General features: G+C 68.1%; 25 protein-coding genes and 1 pseudogene. 19 read left to right on the top strand and 7 right to left on the bottom strand.

From position 1 onward, the window contains the following. Positions 1–19: 19 nt before the first annotated feature. Positions 20–1099, bottom strand: coding sequence for a FecCD family ABC transporter permease (locus tag IEY68_RS10500; protein ID WP_229718699.1), 1080 nt, complete (start codon positions 1097–1099; stop codon positions 20–22). After that, positions 1096–2127 (bottom strand): FecCD family ABC transporter permease, encoded by a 1032-nt coding sequence (locus IEY68_RS10505; protein WP_058855259.1) that lies wholly within the window; start codon positions 2125–2127, stop codon positions 1096–1098. Before IEY68_RS10505 ends, IEY68_RS10500 begins: the two co-directional genes overlap by 4 nt. 573 nt (positions 2128–2700) lie before the next feature. On the opposite strand from IEY68_RS10505, the gene IEY68_RS10510 reads away from it, so the two are divergent. From IEY68_RS10510 to IEY68_RS10525, 4 genes are all read left to right on the top strand, one after another. After that, positions 2701–3348 (top strand): MspA family porin, encoded by a 648-nt coding sequence (locus IEY68_RS10510; RefSeq protein WP_058855277.1) that lies wholly within the window; start codon positions 2701–2703, stop codon positions 3346–3348. A 66-nt stretch (positions 3349–3414) separates the two neighbouring features. Beyond that, on the top strand, positions 3415–4077 hold the full coding sequence (locus IEY68_RS10515; RefSeq protein ID WP_058855260.1) for an MspA family porin: 663 nt from the start codon (positions 3415–3417) through the stop codon (positions 4075–4077). Between the two features lie 290 nt (positions 4078–4367). Further along, positions 4368–4910: a YaeQ family protein gene (locus tag IEY68_RS10520; protein WP_058855261.1), complete on the top strand. Its 543-nt coding sequence runs from the start codon at positions 4368–4370 to the stop codon at positions 4908–4910. A 249-nt stretch (positions 4911–5159) separates the two neighbouring features. Further along, the gene (locus IEY68_RS10525; RefSeq protein ID WP_063916315.1) at positions 5160–6512 is read left to right on the top strand and encodes an MFS transporter; all 1353 of its coding nucleotides are present in this window, start codon (positions 5160–5162) and stop codon (positions 6510–6512) included. Here the strand turns inward: IEY68_RS10525 and IEY68_RS10530 are convergent. Together IEY68_RS10530 and IEY68_RS10535 are read right to left on the bottom strand one after the other, a co-directional pair. Then, positions 6453–7112 (bottom strand): response regulator, encoded by a 660-nt coding sequence (locus IEY68_RS10530; protein ID WP_082681400.1) that lies wholly within the window; start codon positions 7110–7112, stop codon positions 6453–6455. The genes IEY68_RS10525 and IEY68_RS10530 overlap by 60 nt on opposite strands. Then, a pseudogene (locus IEY68_RS10535) lies at positions 7109–8121 on the bottom strand (sensor histidine kinase). Before IEY68_RS10535 ends, IEY68_RS10530 begins: the two are co-directional and overlap by 4 nt. 176 nt (positions 8122–8297) lie before the next feature. On the opposite strand from IEY68_RS10535, the gene IEY68_RS10540 reads away from it, so the two are divergent. From IEY68_RS10540 to IEY68_RS10550, 3 genes are read left to right on the top strand one after another with little or no spacing between them, the layout of a single operon-like run. Next, positions 8298–8573: a cation:proton antiporter regulatory subunit gene (locus tag IEY68_RS10540; RefSeq protein ID WP_058855262.1), complete on the top strand. Its 276-nt coding sequence runs from the start codon at positions 8298–8300 to the stop codon at positions 8571–8573. Next, positions 8570–9067, top strand: coding sequence for a CBS domain-containing protein (locus IEY68_RS10545; protein ID WP_229718701.1), 498 nt, complete (start codon positions 8570–8572; stop codon positions 9065–9067). Before IEY68_RS10540 ends, IEY68_RS10545 begins: the two co-directional genes overlap by 4 nt. 31 nt (positions 9068–9098) lie before the next feature. Beyond that, the gene (locus IEY68_RS10550; RefSeq protein ID WP_058855263.1) at positions 9099–10382 is read left to right on the top strand and encodes an ArsB/NhaD family transporter; all 1284 of its coding nucleotides are present in this window, start codon (positions 9099–9101) and stop codon (positions 10380–10382) included. An 11-nt stretch (positions 10383–10393) separates the two neighbouring features. Here the strand turns inward: IEY68_RS10550 and IEY68_RS10555 are convergent, their stop codons facing one another. Further along, positions 10394–11716, bottom strand: coding sequence for an NtaA/DmoA family FMN-dependent monooxygenase (locus tag IEY68_RS10555; RefSeq protein ID WP_062998594.1), 1323 nt, complete (start codon positions 11714–11716; stop codon positions 10394–10396). Between the two features lie 254 nt (positions 11717–11970). Then, the gene (locus tag IEY68_RS10560; protein ID WP_058855265.1) at positions 11971–12186 is read right to left on the bottom strand and encodes a hypothetical protein; all 216 of its coding nucleotides are present in this window, start codon (positions 12184–12186) and stop codon (positions 11971–11973) included. 478 nt (positions 12187–12664) lie between these two features. Between IEY68_RS10560 and IEY68_RS10565 the strand changes: the two genes are divergently transcribed. From IEY68_RS10565 to IEY68_RS10595, 7 genes are read left to right on the top strand one after another with little or no spacing between them, the layout of a single operon-like run. Continuing rightward, on the top strand, positions 12665–13708 hold the full coding sequence (locus IEY68_RS10565; RefSeq protein WP_058855266.1) for a cupin domain-containing protein: 1044 nt from the start codon (positions 12665–12667) through the stop codon (positions 13706–13708). After that, positions 13698–14075 (top strand): nuclear transport factor 2 family protein, encoded by a 378-nt coding sequence (locus IEY68_RS10570; RefSeq protein WP_058855267.1) that lies wholly within the window; start codon positions 13698–13700, stop codon positions 14073–14075. Before IEY68_RS10565 ends, IEY68_RS10570 begins: the two co-directional genes overlap by 11 nt. Before the next feature lie 55 nt (positions 14076–14130). Then, positions 14131–15171 (top strand): GNAT family N-acetyltransferase, encoded by a 1041-nt coding sequence (locus tag IEY68_RS10575; protein WP_189094199.1) that lies wholly within the window; start codon positions 14131–14133, stop codon positions 15169–15171. Further along, positions 15168–16070 carry an aminotransferase class IV gene (locus IEY68_RS10580; RefSeq protein ID WP_058854241.1) on the top strand — a complete coding sequence of 301 codons (903 nt, stop codon included), beginning with the start codon at positions 15168–15170 and terminating at the stop codon, positions 16068–16070. Before IEY68_RS10575 ends, IEY68_RS10580 begins: the two co-directional genes overlap by 4 nt. Before the next feature lie 53 nt (positions 16071–16123). Then, complete coding sequence (locus IEY68_RS10585; protein ID WP_058854240.1) at positions 16124–17599, top strand: styrene monooxygenase/indole monooxygenase family protein; 1476 nt, start codon at positions 16124–16126, stop codon at positions 17597–17599. Between the two features lie 8 nt (positions 17600–17607). Continuing rightward, positions 17608–18948 (top strand): FAD-binding oxidoreductase, encoded by a 1341-nt coding sequence (locus IEY68_RS10590; protein WP_189094200.1) that lies wholly within the window; start codon positions 17608–17610, stop codon positions 18946–18948. Then, a complete protein-coding gene (locus tag IEY68_RS10595) occupies positions 18935–19681 on the top strand; it encodes an SDR family NAD(P)-dependent oxidoreductase (RefSeq protein WP_058854238.1) in 747 nt (248 codons plus the stop codon). The genes IEY68_RS10590 and IEY68_RS10595 overlap by 14 nt, the downstream gene beginning before the upstream one ends. 111 nt (positions 19682–19792) lie before the next feature. Here the strand turns inward: IEY68_RS10595 and IEY68_RS10600 are convergent, their stop codons facing one another. After that, complete coding sequence (locus tag IEY68_RS10600; protein ID WP_058854237.1) at positions 19793–21217, bottom strand: WGR domain-containing protein; 1425 nt, start codon at positions 21215–21217, stop codon at positions 19793–19795. A gap of 215 nt (positions 21218–21432) precedes the next feature. On the opposite strand from IEY68_RS10600, the gene IEY68_RS10605 reads away from it, so the two are divergent. The 5 genes from IEY68_RS10605 to IEY68_RS10625 all read left to right on the top strand — a co-directional run bounded on the left by IEY68_RS10605 (position 21433) and on the right by IEY68_RS10625 (position 26543). Then, positions 21433–22602: an NAD(P)/FAD-dependent oxidoreductase gene (locus IEY68_RS10605; protein WP_058854236.1), complete on the top strand. Its 1170-nt coding sequence runs from the start codon at positions 21433–21435 to the stop codon at positions 22600–22602. Between the two features lie 102 nt (positions 22603–22704). Next, positions 22705–23649: a TIGR03564 family F420-dependent LLM class oxidoreductase gene (locus tag IEY68_RS10610; RefSeq protein ID WP_058854235.1), complete on the top strand. Its 945-nt coding sequence runs from the start codon at positions 22705–22707 to the stop codon at positions 23647–23649. Positions 23650–23818: 169 nt separating this feature from the next. Beyond that, a complete protein-coding gene (locus IEY68_RS10615; RefSeq protein WP_082681244.1) occupies positions 23819–24697 on the top strand; it encodes an ABC transporter permease in 879 nt (292 codons plus the stop codon). Continuing rightward, positions 24694–25758 carry a taurine ABC transporter substrate-binding protein gene (locus tag IEY68_RS10620; RefSeq protein ID WP_058854234.1) on the top strand — a complete coding sequence of 355 codons (1065 nt, stop codon included), beginning with the start codon at positions 24694–24696 and terminating at the stop codon, positions 25756–25758. The genes IEY68_RS10615 and IEY68_RS10620 overlap by 4 nt, the downstream gene beginning before the upstream one ends. Further along, the gene (locus IEY68_RS10625) at positions 25755–26543 is read left to right on the top strand and encodes an ABC transporter ATP-binding protein (protein WP_058854233.1); all 789 of its coding nucleotides are present in this window, start codon (positions 25755–25757) and stop codon (positions 26541–26543) included. The genes IEY68_RS10620 and IEY68_RS10625 overlap by 4 nt, the downstream gene beginning before the upstream one ends. Positions 26544–26755 lie beyond the last annotated feature (212 nt).

Consider the following 26755-nt stretch of genomic DNA (forward strand, 5'->3'; position numbering starts at 1 on the left):
TTCGTTCACGATGATTCCCTCAGTTCCGTCGGGCCTCGGCCACCAGCAGATAGGCCAGATACGCGCCGCCGACCGACGCGGTCACCACACCGACCGGCACGCTGGTCGGCGCGAACAGCCGCCGCGATATCCAATCGCAGGCCACCAGCAGCAGTGCCCCCATCGCCGCCGCCGGCAGTAACGCGGTCGTCGGGGTACGGGCCAGCCGCCGGCCCAGTTGCGGTGCCGCGAGAGCGACGAAGGCGATGGGGCCCGCCACCGCGGTGCCGACCGCCGTGAACGCGACACTCAACACGGTCAGCACCAGCCGCGCCCGGCCCACCCGGATACCGAGGGCCCGGGCCGCGTCGTCACCCAGTTCGAGGACCTGTAGCCGGTACGCGGCGGGAATCACCGCGACGGCCAGGATCGCCAGCACGATCAGGGCCGGCACGATCTCGTCCCAGGTGAGCCCGTCCAGCGTCCCCACCCCCCACGCGGCGGCCGACATCGCCTCGTCGAGATCGGCGCGCAGGATGAGCCAGGTGTTGACCGCGGCCATCATCGCCCCGACGCCGATACCGACGATGATCAGCCGGAAACCCTTGACGCTCTGCTGGAAGGCCAGCAGGAAGATCGCGAGCGCGGTGAGCAGGCCACCGCCGACCGCCCCGGCGGCGGTGGCGTAGTAGCCGCCGCCGGACAGGATCACCAGCAGCGCACCGGTGTAGGCGCCGGAATTGAATCCGACGATATCCGGGCTGCCCAGTGGATTGCGGGTCACCGACTGCAGGATCGCGCCGCTGACCCCGAGCGCCGCCCCGAGTACCAGCGCCATGAGCACTCGGGGCAACCGCCATTCCCGCACGACCAGTTCGTCACCGCCCACCCCGTCGCCGAGCAGCGCCCGCAGCACTCGATCCGGCGGAATGGCGAAATCGCCGGTACCGAGGGCGAGCAGCGCCACCACACAGGCGGCGACGAGCAGCACGACCGTCACCACGAGGCCGCGCACACCGAAACGGGTAGTGAAACCGCGTAACCGCAGCACCCGTACCGAACGGCCGAAATCGACGGTCGAGGCGATGCCGAAACGCGACGGCTTGCGCACCGTGGTCACGACTGCCTCATCTCCGAGCGCCGGGCGAGCCAGATCAGCACCGGCGCACCCAGGAACGCTGTCACCACGCCCGCGGACAGTTCGTCGGGCGGGATGGCGAGCCGGCCCACCACATCCGCGAAGAGCACCAGCGCGGGGGCCAGGACCAAGGAGTAGGCGACGATCCAGCGATTGTCGGGGCCGACGATCCAGCGTGCGATATGCGGTACCGCCAGCCCCACGAAGGTGATCGGGCCGACCGCCGCCGTCGCGGTGCCGCAGAGCAGGATCAGCGCGAGCGCGGTACAGGCCCGGGTCCGGTTGACGTGCACGCCCAGCGCGCGGGCCAGATCGTCGCCGAGCGCCACGGCATTGAGCGAGCGGGCGGCGACGAAGGCCAGGATCAGGCCGACCACGATGAAGGGGGTCGCTCCGGCGAGTACGTCGTATCCGCGGCCGGTCAGCGCACCGGCGTCCCACTGCCGCATCTTGTCGAAGGCGGTCGAGTTCAGCAGGATCAACCCCTTGGTGACACCGGTGAGCACGGCGGTCACCGCGACACCGGCGAGGGTGAGCCGAATCGGATCGGTCCCGCCGCGTCCGACGGTTCCCAGCCGGTACACCATCACCGAGACTACAGCGGCGCCCGCGAAACCGAACCAGACATAGGAAGATATCCCGTCGGCTCCCAGGTAGGCGACGGCGATCGCGATGGCGAAGGCAGCGCCGGCGTTGATTCCGAGCAGTCCCGGATCGGCCAGCGGATTTCGGGTCAGGCCCTGCATCAGGCAGCCCGCGACCCCGAGTGCGCTACCCGCGAGCAATCCGAGCAGCGTACGGGGCAAGCGGTATTCGCTTATCACCAGGTCATCCGGCGATCCGTCGGGGTCCCACAGTGCACTAATGATTTCCGTGATCGGAATATGCTTCACCCCGACCACAAGGCTCAGTATGCAGGCGCTTACCAGAACGATGACTGCCAGCAACCATCCAGACCACCTGCGGACACCCACATGTGTGTGGTATTCATAGGACGAACCGGCGGTCATGAGGCGGTGTCACAACCTCTGTGCATCGAATCGTCCCCTTCCGGTCCGTATGACGTAGGTCACTGTCATCGCTCACAAAAATTGTTAGCAACCCTTTATAGTGAGCGAAGGCTAACCTAACTACTTACGGGCTGGCAACAGAATGCGCCGACACCGCACCCCGGTGTCCGCGAACGGCGTTCGTCCCGACCGGGGCGAGCGTCCGTTCGGCGCAACGACGCACGAGCGAGAGGTGTGAGGGATGTGGACTCCGACGCTGCTGACGCCCATGTGCCTGCCTTCCCCCCTCGCCCGCACAGTTTCCGGTCGAACCCGACCGGGTTGTAAGAAGATGGACAGGGATGAGGGATAGATGACGCAGCCATTCGTCACCTGATCGCCCAGGACGACGATCTGACACCACCGGTGGGTTATCCGTAACCACCGGATTTCACCTGCGATTGGGCAGAACCCCCCCGAACCGTGGTCCGCGCGCGTGCGCGCAGGACCCGGGGATCTCTGCTGCCGTTTTCGCCGGCCGGCTCCGTCCGGCCGGTATTCGGCGACTATTCGCAAAACCATGAGGGAATCACGATGAATATCAAGTCGATTGCTGCCACAGCGGCGATGACGGCGGCGGCGGTACTGGGCGTCACTGGAGGCATGGCGAATGCCGACACCTTCGTACCGCTCCCCGGCGGCGAAAAGCTCGGACCCGGCGTCAAGTTGAGCCGTGTCGACGAGAGCGCGCTCATCTCGCCGTCGCTGTCCGCCAACGGCGCGGGCCGGGTCGCCTGGCTCAGCGGCCGGGTCTTCGCGGACGTCAGCCAGACCCCGGAGGGCACCCCAGGCCCCTGGAAGGGCCCCACCAACGCCCCCGGCACCAACAACTCCTCGACGCACGGCACTTCCCGCGTCAGCGCCGGATACATCGTCGGCTGCCAGGTCAGCATCGCCGACAACGCCATCTCCGCCGGCGTATCGGCCAGCGCGAGCACCTCCAGTCTGGGTATCAGCGGTTCGCTCGGTATCAAGCTCGGCCCGGGTGACGTCAAATTCATCAATGTCGAAGGCGTCGATATCCCGAAGCCCGGCGTGTACTGGGTCGACTACAAAGACGTCGAAATCCAGATCGAAGGCTGCGCCGGATACGCCCAGGCCCGTTCCTACGCCGTCGTCGAAATCATCGGCGACCACTATTCGAAGACCACCCTGTACGGAGCTCCGTTCAGCATCGGCTGACGCACGTCGTATCTGGTCGATCAAATCCGTCGCTGAACGGAATTCTCTTCCGAGAGGGAAACTGTCATGTCTGTCATCAAGAAAAGCGTCGTACGGGCCGCGAGCCTCGCAGCCGCGTCCGTCGCCGCGGTCGGCCTGTTCTCGACCGGCGCGGCCAATGCCGACACCTTCGTCCCGCTGCCGGGTGCCGAGCTGAACCACACCCTGCCCAACGGGCTGAGCATCACCGCTCGTATCGCCAACGAGTCGGCGACGATCAACCCGTCGCTGGGTTCGACCCCGCTGCACCGCAACACCTGGGTCTCCGGTAGCGCGCAGGTCGAGGTGCACGGTCCCCACAAGGGCACCAAGATCACCCCCGGCTATGTCGTCGGCTGCCAGGTCGATATCAGCGGTGGCGCCGGCAACGGCGGAGCCGGGCTCACCCAGTCCGGTGAGAACCTGAGCGGCAACCTCAGCTCCGGTGCCAACCTGACCCTCGGCCCGGGTCAGGCCACCTCGTTCCTGCTGCTCGATATCGAGAAGCCGGACGTCTACGGCGATGAAGGCCATACCTTCGCCGTCAAGTTCACCGGCAAGGACGGCTCGGTGACCTGGACGGATTCCACCATCGGTCTCAACGGCTGCGCTGGATACGCCCAGGCCCGCTCCTTCGTGCGCGTCGAGACGACCACCGAGCAGGGCATCTCCGAGTTCCGCGTCTGGGGCCAGCCCTTCAGCATCGGCTGATCCCGACGAGTCCAGCGGATTCGCGACGACGGTAGCCCCGGCCCAGCGGCCGGGGCTACCGCTGTGTGTACGGCAGGACTCCCCCCGGAACCGGGTGCCGCAGCGGCGCAGATCCATCCCGTCGGCGGACACCCGGACATCCGCGGACCCGGTCCGTGGCGCTCCGGCACCATTGCGCCGCGCAGGCCTTGCGTCCCGACCTGTTTGTGACACCGCACAAAAACCCGGATCGCCGCGAGCCGACGGTCCGGGCTCATCCGTACCGACCCGCGAGCTACCCTGAACGTCCTATGGCTACCGGCGCGACTCTGCACACCTTCGCTCTGTCCCTGTCCGATATCGACCGGGGCGCCTATCAGGAACTGGAGCTGCGACTGGCCCGGCATCCCTCCGAGACCACGGAATTCCTGATCACTCGTCTGCTGGCCTACTGCCTCGAATACGAAGAAGGCATCACCTTCAGCGACGGCGGGGTGTCCTCCACCGACGAACCGGCGGTACTGGTCCGCGATCTCACCGGACGGATCACCGCGTGGATAGAGGTCGGCGCACCCGACTCCGACCGGGTGCACCGCGGCAGCAAACGGGCCGAGCGAGTCGCGGTGTACACCCATCGCGACCCCGCCAAGGTGCTGGCGCAGCTGACCGGTAAACGGATCCACCGCGCCGAGACGATACCCCTCGTCTCCTTCGATCGCGCTTTCATAGAAGCCGCGGCGGCGGCCCTCGAACGCCGCAACACCGCCACGGTATCGGTCACCGAACGGCAGCTCTATCTGGAACTCAACGGCACCTCGCTCAGCACTGCGGCCGAGGAACACCACCTCGCATAGGTTCGGCCGGACCGACGCAGCCGCCCTCCGGGCCACGCCGGCAGCCCGTACCTGGACGACTTCTCCCCCGACCGGACCACCACCGCGGATCGATGACACCGCGCGGTCGTCACATCCCGTCGAGGCCGGGTAGTTCAGCCGGCACCACACCGCACCCCGACTGAAAGCCACGGCCGCGCTTCCGGACACGGGTGATCCGACAGGCGGGGATCGCGCCCTGCCCGACCTCCAGTGGTGCACCATCGGACGATGCGCACTGGGGGCCACCGTTGCACCGATGAACTCGCCGGACACCGGCCACACACCGCCGCCGGCCTCCCGCCCGACTTCTACCGGCTCTGGGCCTCGTTCACCGCGGGACAGGTGGGGGGAGCCGTCGGAGCGGGTGCGCTGCCCCTCGTGGCGATCCTGCTGATCGATGCCTCCGATCTGCAGGTCTCCCTGATGGCGGCACTCGCCGGACTCGCCGCGGCCGCGATCGCCCTTCCACTGGGACCCCTCATCGAGTTCCGGCGGAAACGCGGCGTCATGGCCGGTGCGGGTTTCGCGGCGTGCACCGCGCTGGCCTCGGTGCCGCTCGCCGCCTGGTTCGGCGTTCTCACCTACGCGCACCTGTGCGTGACCGCCGCGGTGCAGACCCTGTGCGGCATCGTCTTCAACGCCGCGCGCGATGCCCACCTCAAAACGCTCGTCCCCGAGGCGCGACGGGTCCCGGCCGCGAGCCGGCTGGAGACCACCTTCTGGACCGCGACCGCCCTGGGCGGCCCGGTGGGCGGATTGCTCATCGCGGTATTCGGCACGACCACCACGCTGATCGTCGACTCGCTCGGCCACTTGGCCTCGGCGCTCGGCATCCGCCGGATCCGGACACCCGAGACGGTTCCCACGCGACCGGACCGCGCACACCGCGTCCGGTCCGAGATCAGGGCCGGCTGGATCTATATCGCCGCGCACGCCACCCTGCACCGCCTGTTCTGGAACGCGATGCTCTTCGGCGGCTCACTGATGCTCGTCTCACCGCTGATGGCGCTGCTCATGCTCCGCGAACTGGGTTTCCCGCCATGGCAGTACGGGCTGGCACTGGGAATACCCGGCCTCGGCGGCCTGCTGGGATCGTGGTGCGCCCCGAGACTCGTGGCCAGGTTCGGCCAACGGCCGGTACTGCTCGGATTCGGCACTCTGCGTACCTGCTGGCTCGGGTCGGTCGTTCTCGCCGGGCCCGGCCCGCTGGGTTTCAGCGTAATCCTCGTCGCCTCGACTCTGCTGCTCTTCTCCGCCGGTGTGTTCAACCCGGTGTTCAGCGCCTACCGCATGAGCCACACCCCGGACGACCATATGGTGCGCGTGGGCACCGCCTGGTCTATCAGCGCGCGATGCGTCCAGCCGGCGTTCATCGCCCTCGGCGGCGTCCTCGCGGCCGCGATCGGGGTACGCGCCGCGATCGGCGTGGCCGCACTGGCACTGCTCGCCGGTTCCGCCCTGCTGCCCTGGGGGTACGGGCACGAGAACCAAGTCCAGGGCCCGGCGGCCGGCGGACCGATATCAGGGCTCGATGAGTCCCGCCCGGATGGCATAGCGGGTCAGGGCCAGTCGATCACGTAATCCCAGTTTCTGCAGGATATTCGCGCGATGCCGATCCACGGTCTTCACACTGATGACGAGGTCACCGGCGATCTCGCGCGACGAGTAGCCCTCGGCGACGAGTTTGACGATCTCCTCCTCACGCGGGGTGAGCAGGCTGCGTGGCAGCGGCTCGGCCCGGTCGGCGCGCTGCAACCAGTCCCGGATCAGCGAATTCACCGCGCCCGGATACAGATACGATTCGCCGCGCAATGTCGCCCGGCAGGCCTCGAGCAGATCACGGTCGGCGACCGATTTCAGCACGTAACCGGAGGCGCCGACGCGTAGCGATTCGAAGAAGTACTGCTCGTTGTCGTACATCGACAGCATCAGGATCCGCACCTCCGGTGCGGCGCGGTGGATTTCGCGGGCCGCCTGGATCCCGGTCAGCCGCGGCATGGCGATATCCAGGATCGCGAGGTCGACCTGGACATGACCGATCTGCTGCACCGCCTCGTGACCGTTGGCGGCCTCGGCGACGACCGCGAGATCGGGTTCGGTGTCGAGGATCATCCGCAGCCCGGCACGGACCAGCGCGTGATCGTCGGCGAGCAGGACACGGGCCACGGCCGGGGTCGTCACGGCGTATTCCTTTCGCCTCGATACGGAACGTCGAGGCAGACCTCGGTGCCGTGCCCCGGTGGCGATTCGATGGTGAGGGTCGCGTTCACCAGCAGTGCGCGCTCGCGCATACCGCGGATACCGGAACCGTCCTCGGACACCCCGCCGCGACCGTCGTCGGAGACACGCAGCACCAGCGCGTCACCGCGCACGCGCAGGCTCAGCCCGACCCGGCGCGCGTCGGCGTGCCGGGCGATATTGGTCAGGCTCTCCTGGGCCACCCGGTAGCAGACGAGTTCGATATCGGGCGCCAGCCGCGACAGATTCCGGTCGACATCGCGTGTGACCCCGATCCCGGCCGTCGAGCTGAACTCGCTGCACAGGGCACTCAGCGCACTGGACAGGCCGAGATCGTCGAGCACATCGGGGCGCAACCGCCGCGCGATCCCCCGCACCTCGTCCAGGCAGGCGCGCACGGTTTCCTGCGCGCCGTGCAATACATCCACCACATCGGCGGGCGCACGGTCGGCGGCCCGTTTCATCGACAGCAGCGCCACGTCAGGCTCTGGCCGATCTCGTCGTGCAGTTCCCGGGCGATCCGCCGGCGCTCGCCCTCTTGCGCGGCCAGCGCGGAGGCACTGGCCGCCGCCCGTTCGGATTCGAGCCGTTCGACCATCGCGTTGAACGAGTCGATCACCCGGGACAGGTCACCGTTGCCCCGGTCGTCGAGCCGACCGCTACGGCGCAGCGGGTCCACTCCGCGCATCGAGACGACCAACTGATCCAGCGGCGCCAGGCTGGATCGCAGCAGGAAGGCGTTGGCCGCGAGGATCACCACGAGACCCACCGCCAGTACCGGTATCTCGGTGAGCCGCACCCGGGACGACACTGTCGCCGGCGATACCGCCAGCACCAGGGTGCCGAGTGTGAACACCAGGCCGTTGATGAGGAAGATCCGCCGGAACAGCGCGTCGACCGGGGTCCGGGTATGCCGCCGGAACAGGCCGTTTCCACTATCCGGACGGTCCATCACCTCAGTGTGGCGGCCGACGCGCGGGCTGTCCATGGGGCGTGACACCCATCTTCTGGCCGCGCCGCTACACAGCCCCGGCCATCGGAGATGGGTGCCGGCACCGATGTCCGGAGACACCCCCGCGGGCCGAGACTGAGGGCCGGAGACAACCGGTCGCGGGAGGAGCGCTCGACGTGGATATCGACCGCGGCACCGTACCGGGCCAGGGCACCGTGCACCACTTGCTGACCCGCAGTGGTGACCGTTTCGCGCTGGTCACCGGCACCGACGGCGCGAAGCACATCCACGTCTACCGCACCGCCCGCGACGAACCCGTCCAATCCATCGCCCTGGGCCCCGACGAAGCCGATCAGCTCGCCGAACTGCTGCACAGCAGCCCCCTCCCCGACCGAGTGGCACGGCTGGAGCGACTGATGGGCCAGCTCGCCGGCGACAGGTTGCGGCCATGACCACCTTCTCCCCGCACGCGCGACGGGACCATCCGATGCAAGCACACGAGATCGCCGTCCAGCTGCCGACCGTTCGCACCGGCGACCCCGTGGCCAAAGCCATGCGGCTGATGGTGGTCAACAGGTTGCCCGGGCTCATCGTGGTCGACGGAGCCGACCGGCCCGTAGCGGTTCTGCCCGGCACCCAGGTGCTGCGGCTGGCGATACCCAGCTCCTACCAGAACGATCCGGCGCTGGTGCGCACCATCGACGAACTGCACGCCGAAGTGTTCTGGCGCGAACCCGGTGATCTGACCGTCGGCGATTGCCTGCCCGAACACGCGCCCCGGCCGGCCGTGGTCCACCGCGATGCCACCCTGCTCGAGATCGCCGCGTTGATGGCGCAGCGGCACAGTCCCCTGGTCGCGGTCGTCGATCGGGCGTACGCCCTCGTCGGCGGTATCACCCTCGAACGGCTGCTGATCAGCCTGGCCGTCGCCGGTCCCGACAACTGATCCGCCGGGCGCTGGGGAGGTGAGGTGAGGGATGAGCCAGATCCTGGCGGTAACAGTGTTCGTCGGGGCGTTCTGGTTCATCGCCACCGAACGCGCGGACAAGGTGAAGGTCGTCCTGGTCGCGGCCGGGCTGATGACCGTTCTCGGCCTGGTGCCCGGCGAGGAGGTCTTCTACAACTCGCACGTCGGCATCGACTGGAACGTCATCTTCCTGCTGCTCGGCATGATGATCATCGTCGGCGTCGTCAAACACACGGGCCTGTTCGATTTCCTCGCCATCTGGGCCGCCAAACGATCGCACGGCAGCCCGTTCCGGCTGATGGTGATGCTGATGATCATCACCGCGGTCGCCTCACCGCTACTCGACAACGTCACCATCATCATGCTGGTCGCGCCCGTCACCATTGTGGTGTGCGGGCGGCTGGGTTTCGCCGCGCAACCGTTCCTGATCGCCGAGGTGCTGGCGGCCAATATCGGCGGTGCGGCGACACTGGTGGGCGATCCGCCCAACATCATCATCGGTAGCCGGGCGGGTTTGAGTTTCAACGATTTCCTGCTGCACATGGCCCCGGCCGTGGCCGTGATCTTCGCATTGTTCGTCCTGTTCACCCGCTGGCTGTTCCGCACGCATCTGCGGGCGCGCTCCGAACACATCGACACCGTGGCGGCCTTGCAGGAGCGCCGCGCCATCACCGACCCGCGTCTGCTCACCCGCGCCCTGCTGGTACTCGCCGGAGTCGTGGTGGGTTTCGGCCTGCATTCGGTACTGCACGTGGCGCCTTCGATCATCGCGCTGCTGGGCGCGGGCGCCATGGTGCTGATCTCCCGGCTCGATATCGGCGATATCCTGCGCGAAGTGGAATGGGGGACCCTGGTCTTCTTCATGGGCCTGTTCGTGATGGTCGCCGGGCTCGTACATACCGGTGTCATCGACCTCCTCGGCGATGCCGCGGTCGCCGCTTTCGGTGACAATCCGCTGCTCGCCTCCGCGGTCCTCGTCTTCGGTTCCGCCGTCGTGGCCGCCTTCATCGACAACATCCCCTATACGACCACCATGGCCCCGGTGGTCGAGGGCCTGGTCGAACAGACTCCCGACCACGGGCAGAGCCGGGCGCTGTGGTGGGCTTTCGCCTTCGGTGCGGACTTCAGCGGTAACGGCACCGCGGTCGCCGCGAGCGCCAATGTGGTGGCCCTCGATATCGCGCGCCGGGCCGGGCACCGGATCACCTTCTGGCAGTTCACCAGATACGGAATCGTGGTCACCGCGCTCAGCTGTGTGCTCGCCTGGATCTACGTGGCGGTCCGCTATTTCTGAATACCGTCCGGCTACACCGCGACGCGGTCGGTCTCCGAATCCGGCAGTGGCGGCAGTTCCAGATTCTCCCGGAAAGTGGCACCGAGGTAGTCGGAGCCGGCGATATCGCGGCGGCGCAGTTCCGGCAGCAACCCGTTGGTGACGAAATCGCGGGTGCGCGGATCGTCGAGGCCACCGACGGTGACGATATCGAGAACACCCGCGCGATAGCGTTCCTCGATGGCGTCGGCCAATTGTTCCGGCGTACCCGCCGCCGACCAGTGGCCGGTATGCCGCGCTTCCAGGATCAACTCGCGCAGAGTGCGCCCGGAAGCCGCGAGACGGGCGAAGATCTCGACCCGGCCGCGCCGACGGTGCACCGAATCGAGCTCGGGCAGCAGGCTTTCCGGGAGCGGCCGATCCAGCGGGAGATCGGAGAGATCCACCCCGCCGCCGAACATATCCGCGAGCAACCGGCGACCCGCGTCGAAATCGAAGGACTCCTCCTGTTCGCGGACCAGCCGCGCGGCTTCGGCTTCGGTGGCGCCGTAGGTGGCGTGCAGGGAACTGAAGATGTACGGCAGTCCCTCGGGACGGCCCAGTTCCCGGGCGCGGGCCCGGATCCCGCGGGTGTAGGTGAGCGCATCGTCGAGCGTGGTGAGCGAGGTGAACACCGCTTCGGCGTAACGGGCGCCGAGCTCCACCCCGCCCGCCGATTGTCCCGCCTGGAACTGCACCGGCCGCCGCTGCGGCAGCGGCGGGATGTTCAGCGGACCGCGCACGGTGAAATGGTCGCCCCGGTAATCGATCGGCCGGACCCGGGCCGGATCGAGTACGGCACCACCGCGACCGTCCGGAGTGAGCGCGCCCCGGCCCCACGAGTCGAAGAGCGCGTGCGTCACTTCCAGCGATTCCGCCGCCCGCGCATAGCGCTGCTCCGGACTCGGCAGCTCCCGATCGCTGTAATTCTCCTCGCCGAGCGAGGAAGTCACGGCATTCCAGGCCGAACGCCCGTTGCTCACATGATCGAGGGTGCCGAACAGCCGGGCCAGGTTGTAGGGATGGTGGAAGGTGGTGGTGACGGTGGCGATCAAACCGATATGCGTCGTCACCGAACTCAATGCGGAGAGGTAGATCAGCGGCTCCTGCGCGCCGATCGCGCCCTGGGCGCCGAAGCTGAGCAGATCGGCCGCGAAGAGCGCGTCGATCCGGTGGTCCTCGGCGACCTTCGCGACGGCGATCGCGGTATCCAGTGTCGAGCGGGCCGGGTCCACGGCCGCCGCGTAGATATCGGTACCTCCGCTGACTCCGGTGACCGTTTTGAGATGCCGTCGAGGTCTGCTGCGCGATACCACCGTCCGACGATAGGACGGTGCCGGCCGCCGCCGGTAGCCTTGCGCTCAGCGTGATCCGGAGGCATACCGCCGGCGACGAGGGCGCCGGGGCCCGGCTCGTCACCCCGATCCGCGGGATCCTGACACTGACGCGGGGACGCGACACCGTGGACGTCGCTCCGGTTCGGTCGAGCTCTGCGCTATGTCCTGCGGTACTCCGACGATCCGGCGCTGACCCCCGACGCCCTCGCCGCCGCCCTCGATTGCTCACTCGGTTACCTGCGCAAAGCCCTCGAAACCGCGGACACCACTTGCCAGAACTTCACCCGATGTTTCGGGATGACGTCCGGGCGGATGCGCGCCCATTTCGTCGCACTCGGGACGGGCTCCGGGACGGCCGGCGCACCGGGCACGATCCAGAGCGGGGGGAACAGGGCGGGATCGTCGAAATAGACGTCCGCACCACCGAAATCGGCGTTCACCCCGATCACGAACTCGCTGAAACGCTACCGATCACGGTTCGCCGTAGCTCGAGACGAATAGGTGCATTTGCGGAACACCTCTCGGACCGGCCCACTGAGAGGAGCATCGGGCGGCACCCGGTCCGGTCCGCCGCGGGGTGGCAGTCCGGACGGCCCGCCGTAGCGAGGGGTGGCCCTGTCCCCAGCGATAGGAATCCCCGAATGCCGACTGTTTGCTTAGACCCAGCACAATACGCGTTATCCGACCGGCAGGACAGAACGGCTCGAACTCTCTTTTGCCGTGCGGCCACCACCGCCCCCGTTACCCACGACATTGCGTAGACATTTCGCCTGGGTAACCGAATCGAAGGTTGATCGGCGCACTCGAATCACAGTGCGCCGATCAATAGCCAGGAAGTATCGAGCACCTGTACAGCAGTGATGGCAGTGCGAGCATTGCCTGGATTCCGGAGCGTCCACGGGCACTCCGGTAGTGGGAAGAGAACATATGGAAGTTATCGAACGCGACGTCCTGGAACAGATCACATCCGTAGTGGTCGACGGGGCCGTGCACAACATCGGCCTGCTCAAGGATTTCCACCGGAACCCCACTCTGGCGGCGTTCGTTCCCGATCTCGCCAGGGTCTCCATCAGCTGGGTGCGACTGCGTCCCGGCGAAGAGTTGTCGGTACACGAGCATCCGACCAAGAGCATGATCATCGTCGCCGAGGGCACCGGCAGGACGATGGGCGATACCACCACCGATATCCGTTCCGGCGATATCGTCGTGGTGCCACCGGGGTCCCGGCACGGTTTCGCCGGCACCGAACCGAGCGGGTTCTGGGCACTGTCGGTGCAATTCGAAGGCGCCGGACTGTACGAGGATCCCGACAATGCCCGCGTCACGTTCGTCGGCGACCGTCCGGATATCGCCGCGGTCCGAATCGAGAACGACAAGTACATGCGCGCCTACGCGGACAACGCGCTCGTCCGGATGATCAGCGATATCGATGGGCAACCCGACGGTGTGCGCGAGAGCCTGCTGGATCACCTGCAGGGATGGTCCAACGCGTTCCAGCGCGTCATCGCGGCCCGGATCGTCGGAGAGGGCGACGGTCCGGCCCGTGACCTGGCCGACGAGCACCTCGTCGAGGAGGTCGGACACCACCGTCTGCTCGCCGATATCCGGGACGGACGCGAGACTCGCTGGGACCCGGTGATCGCCGCGGTGTCCTCGTGGTTCCTCGACCGGATGACCACGGGCTCCAGCGTGGAGCGCACCGTTCTGGCCCATCTCGTCCTCGAGGGCAGCGGAATGATCTTCCACGCCACCGGCGTGCACGCCTTCGCGGCGAGCGAGTACTTCCGGCTACACGACGGCGCCGATGCCGAACATCTCGAGATGGGCTACCGCGAACTGGCCGAACGTCGCGATTGGACGCCCGAGCAGGTGAGCGATGTGCTGCGCCGGGGATGGCAGATGATGGAGTTGTTGTGCGATCGGATCGCCGATCGCGCGCGGACCGCCGCCCGCACCGACCATGTCCGCTGAGCAATCACGGTTCGCGGACCTGGAACAGCGAATCCTGACCGCGATATTCCAGCGCGACAAGAGCGCGATGGCCGAACTGATGCACCCCGACGGCTATGGATTCGACGCGACCATGGGCCTGGTGAGCCAGCGCGCGCTGATCGCCGGGATAGACGCGTTGACGCCGGACGCGCGCTATATCGCCGATGAGATCCGGGTAGTAGACGCCGGTCCGCGGGCGGCGGCGCTCACCTACCGCCTTCGCCAATGGGGCGAATTCGGCGGTGCCCCGCTACCCGCGGTCGTGTTCTGCAGCAGTGTCTGGCGGCACGGACCGGTGGGCTGGCAGGCCGTGTTCCATCACGAGACGCCGGCCCGCACGGCCTGATAGTTCGAAGGGTTCGACTATGGAAACAACCCGCGGCCCGCGGACGCGGACCACGATGACGCACCCACCGGGTGCGCACGCCGACACCGAACAGTGGCGGCGAGCGTGGCGGCGGCTCTATGACACTCCGGCCGGTGATGTCCCCCTCGGGCGAATCGTGCACTGGCGCGCGGTGGTCGACACCCTGGGCATCGGCGCGGGCCTGGATCACGACCGCGCGCTCGTCACCCGCGGGTTCTTCTATCAACCGCATACGGCAATCCCCGGACTCGCCGACCTGCGGGCAGACCGCGACGCCGCGCGCCGACTCGGGGCGCGGTGGGTGCTGTATCCGGTGCTCCGTCTCGATGCGGCCGACGAGCTCGCAGATCACGGCGCCACGCTGCTGCCATGGTTCCTCGAGGCCGACTATGTTCCGGCCGGCGAGGTCGACCGGGACCTGCGGACCCTGCTGGGCGGAGCACGGTTCCGCGATCTGCGACGGCTCGTCCGCCGAGCCGACGAACACTACACCTGGGAGGTGTTCACGGGCACCGATATCGACGACGAGGTGCTGGTCTCGTTCGACCGGCTGCATCGGATGAACCTGGCCAAGTACGGGCACCGGCACAACCATTTCGCACTCCCGATTCTGCGAGATCTCGCCGCCTCGGCACTGGGTGATCGATTGTGCGTCTTCCGGCGCCGCGGATCCGGCGGTGCACCGGTCCAGGCGGTCCTGGCTCTGCGCGGCAGCCACCTCGATACGCTCGATGTGCTCGTGCACGGGATCGACCACGCGACCGTGCCGTCCGCACAGAACCTGTACGCGACCGCGCTGTATCGCATCTACCACTGGGGGCAGGCGCACGGTATCCACCGGTTCGCCCTCGGCCGCGGCGCCGAACGCGTGAAACTGGATCTGGGAGCGAATCGATTCCATGTGGTGGCCAATGCGCTGATCCACGTCGACGACGCGGATCCCGCGGAATCGGGAGCCGGCCCGCTGCGCGAGGCCGCGCGGGCCGCGATCGACCGGCCGCTGCGCGAACTGGCGTCGACTACCGGGCGCCGGGGCCGCGCCGCCGCCGTGCTGCTGCCCGGCGGTGCCGGATGAGCGGCCTGGCGACAGCGGGCGCCGTGGCGGCGATATGGCTGGACGGTGAACTGGTCGACCCCGCCGAAGCCACCCTTCCGGTCCTCAGTTTCGGACTGCACAATGCCCACTGCGTCTTCGAGGGCATCCGGGTTCACGCCGGACGAGCCTTCGCAGCGACCGAACATGCTGAGCGGTTGCATACCTCGGCCACCGCGATCGGTATGACACTGCCCTGGTCCGTGGCCCGGATCGAGGCGGCCATCGATACCGCGGTGGTCGCCGCCGGATGCGCGGAAGCGTATGTGCGGCCGGTGGCCTGGCGCGGCGCGGAGATGATCGGTATCGACTATTCGGGCACCAGTGTCCATCTCGCCGTGGGGGTCGTCCGCTGGCCGACGCCCAGCGGACCGAGACCACCACTGCGCCTTGAGATATCACGGTGGCAGCGCCCCGCGCCGACCATGGCGCCGGCACAGGCGAAGACCTCGGCGAGTTATCTCGTCGGCTCCCTGGCGCTGGCGCAGGCACACGACAACGGCTACGACGACGCGCTGTTGCTCGACCACCGCGGCTACGTCGCGGAGGCCACCGGAGCCAATATCTTTCTCGTCACGAAGGGTGAGCTCGTCACGCCCGTCGCCGACACCTTCCTCGACGGAATCACCCGCCGAACGGTGTTGCGCCTGGCCGAACGGATGGAGATCCCGACCCGTGTCGCCCGCATAACTCTCGCGGATCTCGCCGATGCCGACGAAGTCTTCCTCACCGGCACGGCATCCGGGGTGGCTCCGGTCGCGCAGATCGCCGATACGACCTACCCGACGACGCGCCCCCGCACCCGCGCCCTCGCCGAGGCCTATCTCCAGCTCGTTCACGCCCATCGCACCGAGGAGACGCCACGAATACCATCGGCATAATCGGCACCGGGATATCGGCCCTGCACCTGGCGCTGCTCCTCCAGCAGCACGGGGTGGCCGTCACCCTCTACACCGACAGGACCCCGGCGCAGATCCGCGACGGCCGCCTGCCGAACAACGTATGCCGCTTCGGCCGGACCCGGGAGCGCGAGCGAGCGCTCGGTGTCGACCACTGGAATTTCCCGGATTTCGGAATGAACTGCGCTCATGTCCGCGTCGGCGCGGATCCACCCATCGCCTTTCGCGGCGATCTGCGCAGCCGGGCCGCATTCGTCGACTTCCGGCTGTATCTTCCGCGATTGCTCGCCGACTACCGCGATCGGGGCGGCGTCGTGGTCGAGGTCGCGGATGCCCGAACAGCGGTGACACGATTCGGCGGCGACCACGCGCTGACCGTGGTCGCCACCGGAGGCCGCGGCCTCGGCGACGAACTCTTCCCGCGGATACCGGAACGCAGTGCCGACCGCCCCGCGCGGCTGCTGATGGCCGGCTTGTTCCACGGTGTCGCCCATACCGATCCGATGGGCATGCATCTGGAAATCGTCCCCGGCGCCGGCGAGATCTTTCAGACACCGGTGTATTCGCTGATCGGACGGGTCGCGGGCGTCACATTCGAGGCGGTGCCGGACGGACCGTGGAGCGATCTCGTCGGCCGTAACTATTACGACGACCCTCGAGCCTGCGCCGACGCGGTTCGGGAGTTGACAGCCGGTACCGAGATCGCCGACCGTCTCGATCCGCGGCAGTTCGCGCTGACACGTCCCCTGGATCTGTTGCAGGGCACGGTCACCTCCACCGTGCGCGTCCCGTGGGCGCAGCTCGGGCCGGACCGCTACGCGGTCGCAGTGGGTGATGCCGCCGTGCTCAATGACCCGGTCACCGGGCAGGGTGGAAATCTCGCAGTCACCGCGGCATGGGAACTGGGCCGGGCCATCGTCGACGAGACAGTATTCGACGAACGCTTCTGCCGAGAGTGGGCGGACCGATTGTGGGAGATGAGCCGGGACGTCACCGAATGGACCTCCTCGGCGCTCGGCCCACCGCCCGACCAGGTGTTCGACGTGTTCCGCGCGGCCGCGAAACATCAAGAGGTCGCGGACGCCTACCTCGACAACTTCGACGATCCGCGGGCGATGTGGTCGGCGATGGCGACCCCGCAGCGCGCGGCCGCCTTCCTCGATCGAGTGATCGCGGGGATCAGCGCACAGATCCCCGATCGCGCCGTCGTCGATCGTGAACTCCGCCTGCTCGACGCACTCAGGTCAGGGCGACCACAGACGATTTCCGCCCTCATGGCGCCCGACGGCGTACTGGTCGACGAGCACGGCTGCCGTTCACCGGGCGGCCGGCAGTGGAATCCGGACGCGGCCGGTCCCCCGGTCGGCCTATCGGTGGTCCGGCTGACCGATAGCGCCGAGTTGGTGACCTACCGGCAGCGTGGTCGACACTGCTCGACGGTGTGGCGGCGTGATCCGAACATCGGATGGACCGCCGCGGTCCACCACCGGTCCCCGAACCCCGAGGAGTAGCAGTGTCCGTGAGCTCGATACCCGTCCGCGGCGAGGTACTCGCACCCGGGCAAGCGGGTTACGACGAGGCCAGGCGCATCTGGAAGGGCGTGGACCGCAGACCGTCTCGTATCGTCCGTTGCGCCGATACCTCGGACCTGCGGAGTCTGGTCGACTACGCGGCCCGGCGACAGCTGCCCCTCGCGATAGCGGGGGCGGGCCATGATATCGCCGCCCGATCCATGCCCGACGACGCGATCGTGGCGTCCACCGCCGCCCTGACCCGCGTCGAGATAGACACCGAACGACGCCTGGCCGTGGTCGCACCGGGAGCACAGTGGGGCCAGTTGGCGGCGGCGGCCGCGCGGTACGGTCTCGCCACTACGGGAGCGTCGGTAGCCACGGTCGGCGTGGCCGGATTCGCCCTGCACGGCGGGCTCGGCTGGCTCATGCGCGGATTCGGCCCCGCCTGCGACAACCTCCGCGAGCTCGAAGTGATCACCGCGGACGGGATGTTGCGACGCGTTTCCGGCGACAGTGAGCCGGATCTCTACTGGGCGATGCGTGGCGCCGGGTCGAATTTCGGCGCAGTCACCGCACTGACCCTGCAGTTGTATCCGATCAGCAGGGTGACGGCCGGAATGATGCTGTACCCGGGCGACGTCGCTCCGGCCGTACTCGACGCGTACCGCACCATCACCGCAGCCGCCGGCGACGAACTGGTGACGCACTTCTACTACAACGGAAGCCCGGACGGAACCCACAGCACCGGAATCGGGCTGTGCTACACCGGCGATCCGGCGGACCTGGCCGCGATTCTGGCGCCGCTGGCGCCGCTGGGCCGGCCGGTCCACGATTCGGTCCGGGATATGGGGGTCGGCGAACTGCAAGCAGTGCACGACAGCAGTACCCCGCGCGGTGCCCGCTATCATCTGCGCGCACACTACCTGCCGGATTTGGACGACAGCGTCTGCGCGACCGTGCTCGACCGCTGCCGCACGGTCACCGCGCCCTTCACTCAGGTCTTCGTGGAACATATGGGCGGTGCCGTCGCCCGGCAGCCGCTCGCGGACAGCGCGTTCGCCGGACGGCACGCCGGCTACTCGTTCCTTGTCATCAACGGCTGGGATACGCCCGCGGAAGACGCCGACCGGATCGCCTGGACTCGCGGGTTCGGGGACGCGGTTCGTCCGCACGCGGCGCACGGTGCCTATGTGAACTATCTGGACTACGACGAGGACCACCGGATACCGGGTGCCTTCGGTGCCGGCTACCCGCGGCTGCGAGCGCTCAAACGCCGCTACGACCCGGACAATATGTTCCGGTTCAACCGCAATATTCCGCCGGAGGACGACCATGCCGCTCACTGACAAGGTCGCCCTGGTCACCGGAGCCTCGCGCGGTATCGGGGCCGCGACGGCCGTAGAACTCGCCGGGCGCGGCGCGCGGGTCGTGGTCGACTACCAGGACGAAAGCTATCGCGCGGAGGCCGAGGAGGTCGCCGACCATATCACCGCGGCGGGCGGCCGAGTCAGGCTGATGGCGGCCGATATTCGTGTCGACCGGGAGCGCCGGGCCCTGATCGGCAGTATCGCCGAACGCGAGGGGCGGCTCGATATTCTCGTCAACAACGCCGCGATCTATTCCCGCCGCGCGACCGAGGAGATCGACGAGCAGCACCTCGGCGACCATCTGCACAACAATGTGCACGGCGCGATTCTCACCACGGTCGCGGCCGCGGGATTACTCGGCGCCGGCGGGCGGATCATCTATATCTCCTCGGGCCTCGCGCGGCGCCTGGCCGCGACGAGCACCGCGTACGCGGCGTCCAAGGCCGCCATCGAAGCGGCGGCCCGCTGCCAGGCCGCCGAGTTCGGTCCCCGTGGTATCACGGTCAACGCGCTGGCACCCGGTATCGTCGAGACCGCGCAGCTCGCGGGCAGCCTGCCACCGGGGCCCGAGCGTGACGCCCTGATCGCCGCGACCGCACTGGGCCGAATCGGACAGCCGGTCGATATCGCCCGCGTGATCGCGTTTCTGGCATCCCCGGACTCGGGGTGGATCACCGGGCAGGTCATCGACGTGGACGGTGGTCTCCGGTAGCGCCGTCACCGCCGTGAACGGTATCGCCCGGCCCGGCGAACCGGGCACGATCAGAGAGGGGCGGGCAGCACGGCGACGCCGAGAGCGATGTCCGCAGCGCCTGATCCACGCTCAGTTCAACCGGCGGATATCACCGCGCACCCGGTAGAATCCGCCACGCGCCGATTCCGCCACCCCGTCGACCACATAGCGTGTCCCGGCCTGCCGGATATCCCGGGGAAACTGCACATTCCATTCCCGCCGATAGCCGGGCGAGACGATATGGACCCGCAGCCGCCCGCCCACATCGGTACATTCGACGACCACACCGCCACCGGCATCCGTGACCACCTCCACCGTGCTACTGGGGACCACCGCCTCGAAACGCGGCGCCTTCACCGAGACGGTCTGCGGCAGTACGCCCTGCTCGGCGTCATGGACCGCGGCCTCGCTCACATCGAGGCAGGCCAGCGTCCCGGCCGTGGTGACCAGGTACAGCCGATCATCGTGGTACTGCATCGAATAGGCCGAACCGCAGCCGGTGCCGAGTTTCCAGAGGCGGCGGCCGGCGGCGTCGAAGCAGTACACCGACGAATAGTTGTCGCCGGCGAAGACATAGCGCCCGTCCGGTGAGGCCGCGCAGGAGTAGACGGCGGCGTCGCACTGGAACGTCCGGTCGGCGTGGCCGCCCTTGTCCAGCATCCGCACCTGGTGACGAGCGGTACCGGCGTACACCGCATCGGATTCCTGCCAGCCGAAGAGCACAGCGCCGCCGGTGCCCCGGTGCCACTGGTGGTTGCCGGTGCCCAGGTCGTATTTCGTGACCCCGCCCGAATGCCCGTGGTACACCCCGTCCGCGTCGATCCGCACCATCCAGCCCGAATCACCGTCGCTGCGCCGGGACCACAGGGATTCCTCCTCGTGGTCGATCACGGTGAGACCGCCCTGGACATCGGAGACACCGAGGATCCCGTCGTGGATGTCGAGCCAGTAGATATCGACATCGGCGGCGATATCGTAGGCCGCCCGCGGCACCTTGCCCGACAGATCGTAGACCCGGCCGTCGTCGCAGCCCGCGTAGATCCAGAAATCGTCGGCGACAATACATTTCACCGCGTCCGGCAGCCGGAACCGGCCCGTGACCTCGCCCGCCGGGGTGAGTGTGAAGATATCGCCGCTCTCGTTACCGACCCAGCAGCGTTCGGCGTCGATGAAGATACCGAATGCCGCGGCACCCGAATCGAAGGTCCACAACACCGGCGCCGTGCGCGCGGTGGAGCGACTGCTGGTGATCGCCCGCCGGGTGACCGATCGTGCCGGCCGCGCCCCCGCGATCGCGGGGGCATAACCCTTGCGGACCTTCTCACCGATCTTCTTCTGTGCCGCTGCCTGCGCCTTCTGCGCGTCGGCGAAAGAACTGACCTTGCGCTGCCCCAGGTCACCGATCCGGCCGTACCGGATGGTCACCTGGGTGCCGTCCACGGCGACCTCGTAGAACTTGTGCGCTGATCCTCCTTCCTCGGACAGTTCGAGATAGGTCGTGATTGCCGTGGTCATACTTGGTCCCGCTCGTCGTCGTTGCGCTTCGACGCGAAAATTAGCAAGCGGCACCGACATACGGAATACCTTCGCCGACGGCCACAGCGGGGCGGGTATCGACCGATATGCGCGCCGGCACGCGGCGACACCGGCGGAGACGCTGCTCACACCGCGTTACGAACCGCCGCCCGGTCTCGTCCGAGGTAGCAGGAACCCGAGAGAACGGAGCCACCATGCCCCACCAGCGCGCCCATGTGGTCGTGATCGGCGGCGGATACGCCGGAACCCTGGCGGCCAACCGGCTGCGCCGACAGCCGGACCTCGAGATCACCCTGGTGAATCCGCGTCCGGAATTCGTCGAACGTATCCGGTTGCACCAACTCGTCGCCGATACGGGTACCGCGACCGTCGGCTACGACTCACTACTGGGCGACGGGACTCGTCTGCTGGTCGATACCGCCACGCGTATCGATACCGGAGCCCGCACGGTCCACCTCGCCTCCGGCGCCGCACTGCCCTACGACTACCTCGTCTACGCGGTCGGCAGTACCGCGGCCGTGGGATCGGCGGTGCCCGGCGTAGCCGAATTCGCCTACCCCTTGGCCGAACTCGAAGAAGCACGACGACTCCACGAGGCGATCGCGCGGTCCGCCGCGGACGCGCCCGTCACAGTCGTGGGCGCGGGTCTGACCGGACTCGAGACCGCCACCGAACTCGCCGAACGCGGCCGGACGGTGCGGTTGATCTGCGGTGGTGTCCTGGCACCCGCGCTCAGCGCCCCGGGACGCCGATCGGTGGCCACGCGACTGCGCCGGCTGGGCGTGGAGATCCTGCGCACCGCGGTCGTCACCGAAGTGCGCGCCGACGCCGTCGTACTGGACGACGGCACCGTGCTGCCGAGCGCGGTGACCATCTGGACCGTCGGTTTCGGAGTCCCCGACCTGGCCCGTGTGAGCGGCCTGAGCACCGATGCGCTGGGGCGGTTGCATACCGACGAAACCCTCACCAGCGTCGACGACGACCGGGTGATCGCGGCCGGGGACGCCGCGGCACCGTCGGGGCGGCCGCTGCGGATGAGCTGCCAGGCCGCGATCCCGCTGGGCGCTCAGGCCGCGGATACCGTATCGAGCCGGCTCACCGGCCGGACACCCGCACCCATCGACCAGGCGTTCGTCGGATCGTGTGTCAGCCTGGGCCGCGGCGGTGCGGTCGTCCAGCTCGCCCATCGCGACGACACCCCGGTGAACGCATTCCTCGGCGGCCGGATCGCGGCGGCCGTCAAGGAGACGATCTGCAATGCCACGCTGTGGCAGATCCGGCGCGAGATGAAGAAACCCGGCTCGTCGATCTGGTTGAAGGGCGGCCGGAAGACCGCGACTGCGGAGGCAACCGCCCGACCGTGAACCGCGCGGGCGGTATACCAGTCCCACGCGCGGTTGTCTGCGTTCGGACTCACCGTGAATCGAGTTGGAATACGATTCGCCGCCAACGGTGTTGGCGCCGGCATGCCCCTCAGCGCACCGATCGGAATCGCCCTCGGCCCCCGCCCCGACGCACCGAACGTCGTCGACGATGTGATCGATCGAGCCCGCCTGCTACAGCGGGTCGGGCTCGATCGGGCCTGGTTCGCGCAGCGGTTCGATTTCGACTCGCTGTCATTGTCGGCCGTGGTCGGGGCGGCCGTTCCCGGTCTGCACGTCGGCACCTCGGTGGTGCCGATCAATCCCCGCCACCCGCTGGTCGTCGCGAGCCAGGCGCAGACCGCCCACGCCGCCAGCCACCGCCGCTTCACGCTCGGACTCGGTCTCGGGGCCCGCGCGCTGGAGGAACCGGCGTTCGGGATCACCACCGAGCGCCCGATCCGCCGCCTGCGCGAGTATCTGACGGTGTTGCGTTCGATACTCACCACGGGCACCGTCGACTTCGCCGGCGAAACGGTCACCGCCGCACCCCCGCTTCCGGCGGCTGTGGCCGGCGGCGACAGTCCCGATATCGTCGTGGCGGCCATGGGCCCGCAGGCCCTGGCCGCGGCCGGTGAACTCGCCGACGGAATCGTGCCGTTCCTGGCCGGGCCGCGCACCCTCGACAGCGATATCGTGCCGCGAGTCGAGCGCGCCGCCCGGGATGCCGGCCGGCCCCGTCCCCGGGTGATCGCGGGAGTCGCGGTGGTGGTCACCGACGACCCCGACCGAGCACGGGCCCGCGCCGCCGAGCAGATGGCTTTCTACGACGCGATACCTTCCTACCGCGCGGTCCTGGACCGCGAAGGTGTCGCCACCGCCGCCGAACTGGCCGTTATCGGTACCGAAGCCGAGGTCGAAGCACAGTTGCGGCGCTACGTCGCGGCGGGCGCGACCGAACTGCTGGTCACCCAGACCGAACTCGGCGGCTACGCGGACGAGCTCACGACCTGGCGCTTTCTCGGCGCGCTCGGCGGTATCCCGGCCTGACCCCGGCCACCGGTTTTCGATCACGCCGCGCGCAACCCTGCCCGTGGGCGACCGCGACCGGTACCGTCCCCACTTCCGCCGTTCGCCGACGATCGGCTCAGTGGCCCGGGCCGGGCGGAAGTGTGGAGTGTGTCGTGACCGACGTGGGTCGAATCCCCGGGGATGAGCGATGACCGCGACCGGACTCGCGGCGGAGACCTCCGCGGTGGAACCGGTTCCGGCCGGACGCCGGGCCGGCTACCGGCGACTGATCCGGCCGGTGGCGGCACGGCTGGCCGCACTCGTACTGGTGCTCGCGCTCTGGGTGCTGGTCACCGCGACCGGGCTGGTCGATCCGCTGTATCTGCCGCCGCCCGGGGCGGTCTGGGACGCGTTCGTCCGTGCCAGTACCCGGCACCCGATCGCAGCGGGCGTCGACCGGACGGTGGTCGGTGAACAGAACTACTACCTGTGGGAACATCTGGTCGCCAGCCTGCAACGCATCGGCGCCGGTGTCGGACTGGCCGTCGTGGCCGGACCGCTGACCGGGTTCGTCATGGGCATGCTGGCCCCGGTCCGGTTGATCACCGAGCCGATCCTGAACTTCCTGCGCGCGCTGCCCCCGCTGGGCTATATCGGTCTGCTGATCGTCTGGTTCGGCATCGGTGACGTATCGAAGATCTGGCTGCTGTTCCTCGCCGCGTTCCCACCCATCGCGATCGCGACCCTCAACGGCGTCACCGGCGTAAAGCAGGACTATCTCCACGCCGCCCGTTCACTGGGCGCCGGCCGCGTCCAGGTGATCACGCGGGTCGTACTGCCCGCGACCCTGCCGGAGGTCATCAGCGGTATCCGTATCGCCACCGCGTTCGCCTGGACGACCGTGGTCGCCGCCGAACTCAACAACGGCATTCCCGGTATCGGCGGACTGGCCTATATCTCCGGCACCCAGCTGGACACCCCGCTGACCATCGCCTGCATCATCGTCATCGGCTGCGCGGCGCTGGTCCTCGACTCTCTTCTCACACTGGCCGGCGACGTGGCGGTCCCCTGGAAAGGCAAGGCATGAAACGCACTCTTCGCACGGTATCGGCGCTGGTCGCCGCCCTCGGTGTGGCCGCCGCCACGGCCGGCTGTGTCGAATCCGGACGCGGCGACAGCGGCGACCAGAGCGGCGCGGCAGCCTGCCCGTTCACCCCGGACACCGGTGTCACCGCGACGGCGCGCATCGCGTACCAGGCCATCCCCAACGCCGACCTGTACGTCAAGGACCGCGGTCTGCTGGAGGCGTGCCTGCCGAATGCGACGATCACCTGGAGTCAGTTCTCCTCCGGCGCCGATGTGGTGCAGGCCTTCGGCGCGGGCAGCATCGATATCGGCACCCTCGGGTCCAGCCCGGCGACCAAAGCGGTCTCAGCACCGCTGAACCTGCCGGTGCGGGTGCTGTGGATCCACGATGTGATCGGGAAATCGGAATCATTGGTGGTCAAGGACAAGTCGGTGACTTCGATCGCGGGTCTGCGCGGAAAGCGGATCGCGACACCGTTCGGCAGTACCGCGCACTACAGCCTGCTCGCCGCGCTCGGCAAGGCAGGACTGGCCGACCAGGTGAACCTGATCAATCTGCAGCCCGCCGCGATCCCCGGCGCGTGGACCGGCGGTCAGATCGATGCCGCGTGGGTATGGGACCCCACACTGTCCGAACTCACCGGCGCGGGCGGCACGGTGATCACCTCCAGCGAAGAGACCGCGGCACAGGGCGCCCCGACCTTCGACGTCGCCGCGGCGACCACCCCGTTCTTGAACCAGAACAGCGCTTTCGCGGCGGTATGGGCAAAGGTCCAGAGCCATGCGATCGGGCGATTGCGTGACAATCCGGAGGAAGCCGCGGTATCGCTCGGCGCCCAGCTCGGTATCGCCCCGGAGAAGGTGCGGCCCCAGCTGGCCGGCTACACCTATCCGACCGCGGCCGAGCAGGCCGGACCGGACTATCTGGGCGGAGATTTCGCCGGCGCCCTGCACAACACCGCGAAATTCCTGCTGAGCCAGGGCGGTATCGAGGAGGTCGGCGGCGAACAGGCGTATCGGGCGGCCATCTACCCGGACGCGGCGCGGGCAGCGGCGCAATGACATCCACCACCCACCGGGTGACCCTGTCGTCGGTGACCATGAGTTACCCGGGTGGGGAAACGCCCGCCCCGATACTCGCTCCCACCGATCTGACCGTGGAGGACGGTGAATTCGTCTGTGTGGCCGGCCCGTCCGGCTGCGGGAAGACCACCCTGCTGAACATTCTCGCCGGATTCCTGGAACCCACCGGCGGCACGGTCCGGGTGGGCGGCGAACCGGTCACCGGACCGGACCCCGATCGCGGCGTAGTGTTCCAGCAGCCCACCCTCTACCCATGGCTGACGGTGCGGCAGAACGTCGAATTCGGTCCGCGGGCCCGCGGCGTGGCCCGCGCCCGGCGGCAGCTCGAGGCCGACCGTCTGCTGACCCTCGTCGGTCTCGACCATCTCGGCGCCCGGCGCCCCTATGAACTGTCGGGCGGGCAGCAGCAGCGGGTCCAGATCGCCCGGGTCCTGATCAACGATCCCCGGATCATCCTCATGGACGAACCTTTCGGTGCCCTCGACGCCCTCACCAGGGAGAAATTGCAGGGCGAACTGCTGACATTGTGGCGGGAACGCCGCAAGACCGTCCTGTTCGTGACCCACAGCATCGACGAGGCGCTACTGCTGGGCACCCGCGTTATCGTCATGGGAACGCGACCGGGCCGGATCATCTACGACGAACCGACCGCCTTCAAGACAGGTCTCGGCGAAGCGGATTTCCCGGGGATCCGCGCGGACCCCGGGTTCATCGCGATGCGCGACGAGGTCGCCCGGCACATCTATACCGCCCACGCCGCCTGAGAGGTTCTCGCTCGCGGTATCCGGGGGTGTGCGATATCGGCCGACCGAACCGCACCTGTCCCGTATCCCGCAATCTCCAGGATCGGGAACCGGCGAGGCTGCCACGGGGGGCCGTGGTGCAGAATCCTCACCATTGGGCAGGAGTGGTGTTGAAATTCGGCAGTTTGGCAGGACTCGGGCGGCGGATTCGTGACCGCATGCTCAATACGACT

The organism is Nocardia jinanensis (assembly GCF_014645735.1).
Lineage (GTDB): Bacteria > Actinomycetota > Actinomycetes > Mycobacteriales > Mycobacteriaceae > Nocardia > Nocardia jinanensis.

What these genes read in the sequence shown, in the direction of transcription:
- IEY68_RS10610 (WP_058854235.1), top strand. Translation starts at nt 22,705, where the DNA reads ATGCCCCTCAGCGCACCGATCGGAATCGCCCTCGGCCCCCGCCCCGAC.
- IEY68_RS10550 (WP_058855263.1), top strand. Translation starts at nt 9,099, where the DNA reads ATGAGCCAGATCCTGGCGGTAACAGTGTTCGTCGGGGCGTTCTGGTTC.
- IEY68_RS10570 (WP_058855267.1), top strand. Translation starts at nt 13,698, where the DNA reads ATGTCCGCTGAGCAATCACGGTTCGCGGACCTGGAACAGCGAATCCTG.
- IEY68_RS10595 (WP_058854238.1), top strand. Translation starts at nt 18,935, where the DNA reads ATGCCGCTCACTGACAAGGTCGCCCTGGTCACCGGAGCCTCGCGCGGT.
- IEY68_RS10525 (WP_063916315.1), top strand. Translation starts at nt 5,160, where the DNA reads ATGCGCACTGGGGGCCACCGTTGCACCGATGAACTCGCCGGACACCGG.
- IEY68_RS10575 (WP_189094199.1), top strand. Translation starts at nt 14,131, where the DNA reads ATGACGCACCCACCGGGTGCGCACGCCGACACCGAACAGTGGCGGCGA.
- IEY68_RS10600 (WP_058854237.1), bottom strand. Translation starts at nt 21,217, where the DNA reads ATGACCACGGCAATCACGACCTATCTCGAACTGTCCGAGGAAGGAGGA.
- IEY68_RS10605 (WP_058854236.1), top strand. Translation starts at nt 21,433, where the DNA reads ATGCCCCACCAGCGCGCCCATGTGGTCGTGATCGGCGGCGGATACGCC.
- IEY68_RS10620 (WP_058854234.1), top strand. Translation starts at nt 24,694, where the DNA reads ATGAAACGCACTCTTCGCACGGTATCGGCGCTGGTCGCCGCCCTCGGT.
- IEY68_RS10515 (WP_058855260.1), top strand. Translation starts at nt 3,415, where the DNA reads ATGTCTGTCATCAAGAAAAGCGTCGTACGGGCCGCGAGCCTCGCAGCC.
- IEY68_RS10520 (WP_058855261.1), top strand. Translation starts at nt 4,368, where the DNA reads ATGGCTACCGGCGCGACTCTGCACACCTTCGCTCTGTCCCTGTCCGAT.
- IEY68_RS10615 (WP_082681244.1), top strand. Translation starts at nt 23,819, where the DNA reads ATGACCGCGACCGGACTCGCGGCGGAGACCTCCGCGGTGGAACCGGTT.
- IEY68_RS10565 (WP_058855266.1), top strand. Translation starts at nt 12,665, where the DNA reads ATGGAAGTTATCGAACGCGACGTCCTGGAACAGATCACATCCGTAGTG.
- IEY68_RS10510 (WP_058855277.1), top strand. Translation starts at nt 2,701, where the DNA reads ATGAATATCAAGTCGATTGCTGCCACAGCGGCGATGACGGCGGCGGCG.
- IEY68_RS10505 (WP_058855259.1), bottom strand. Translation starts at nt 2,127, where the DNA reads ATGACCGCCGGTTCGTCCTATGAATACCACACACATGTGGGTGTCCGC.
- IEY68_RS10545 (WP_229718701.1), top strand. Translation starts at nt 8,570, where the DNA reads ATGACCACCTTCTCCCCGCACGCGCGACGGGACCATCCGATGCAAGCA.
- IEY68_RS10625 (WP_058854233.1), top strand. Translation starts at nt 25,755, where the DNA reads ATGACATCCACCACCCACCGGGTGACCCTGTCGTCGGTGACCATGAGT.
- IEY68_RS10580 (WP_058854241.1), top strand. Translation starts at nt 15,168, where the DNA reads ATGAGCGGCCTGGCGACAGCGGGCGCCGTGGCGGCGATATGGCTGGAC.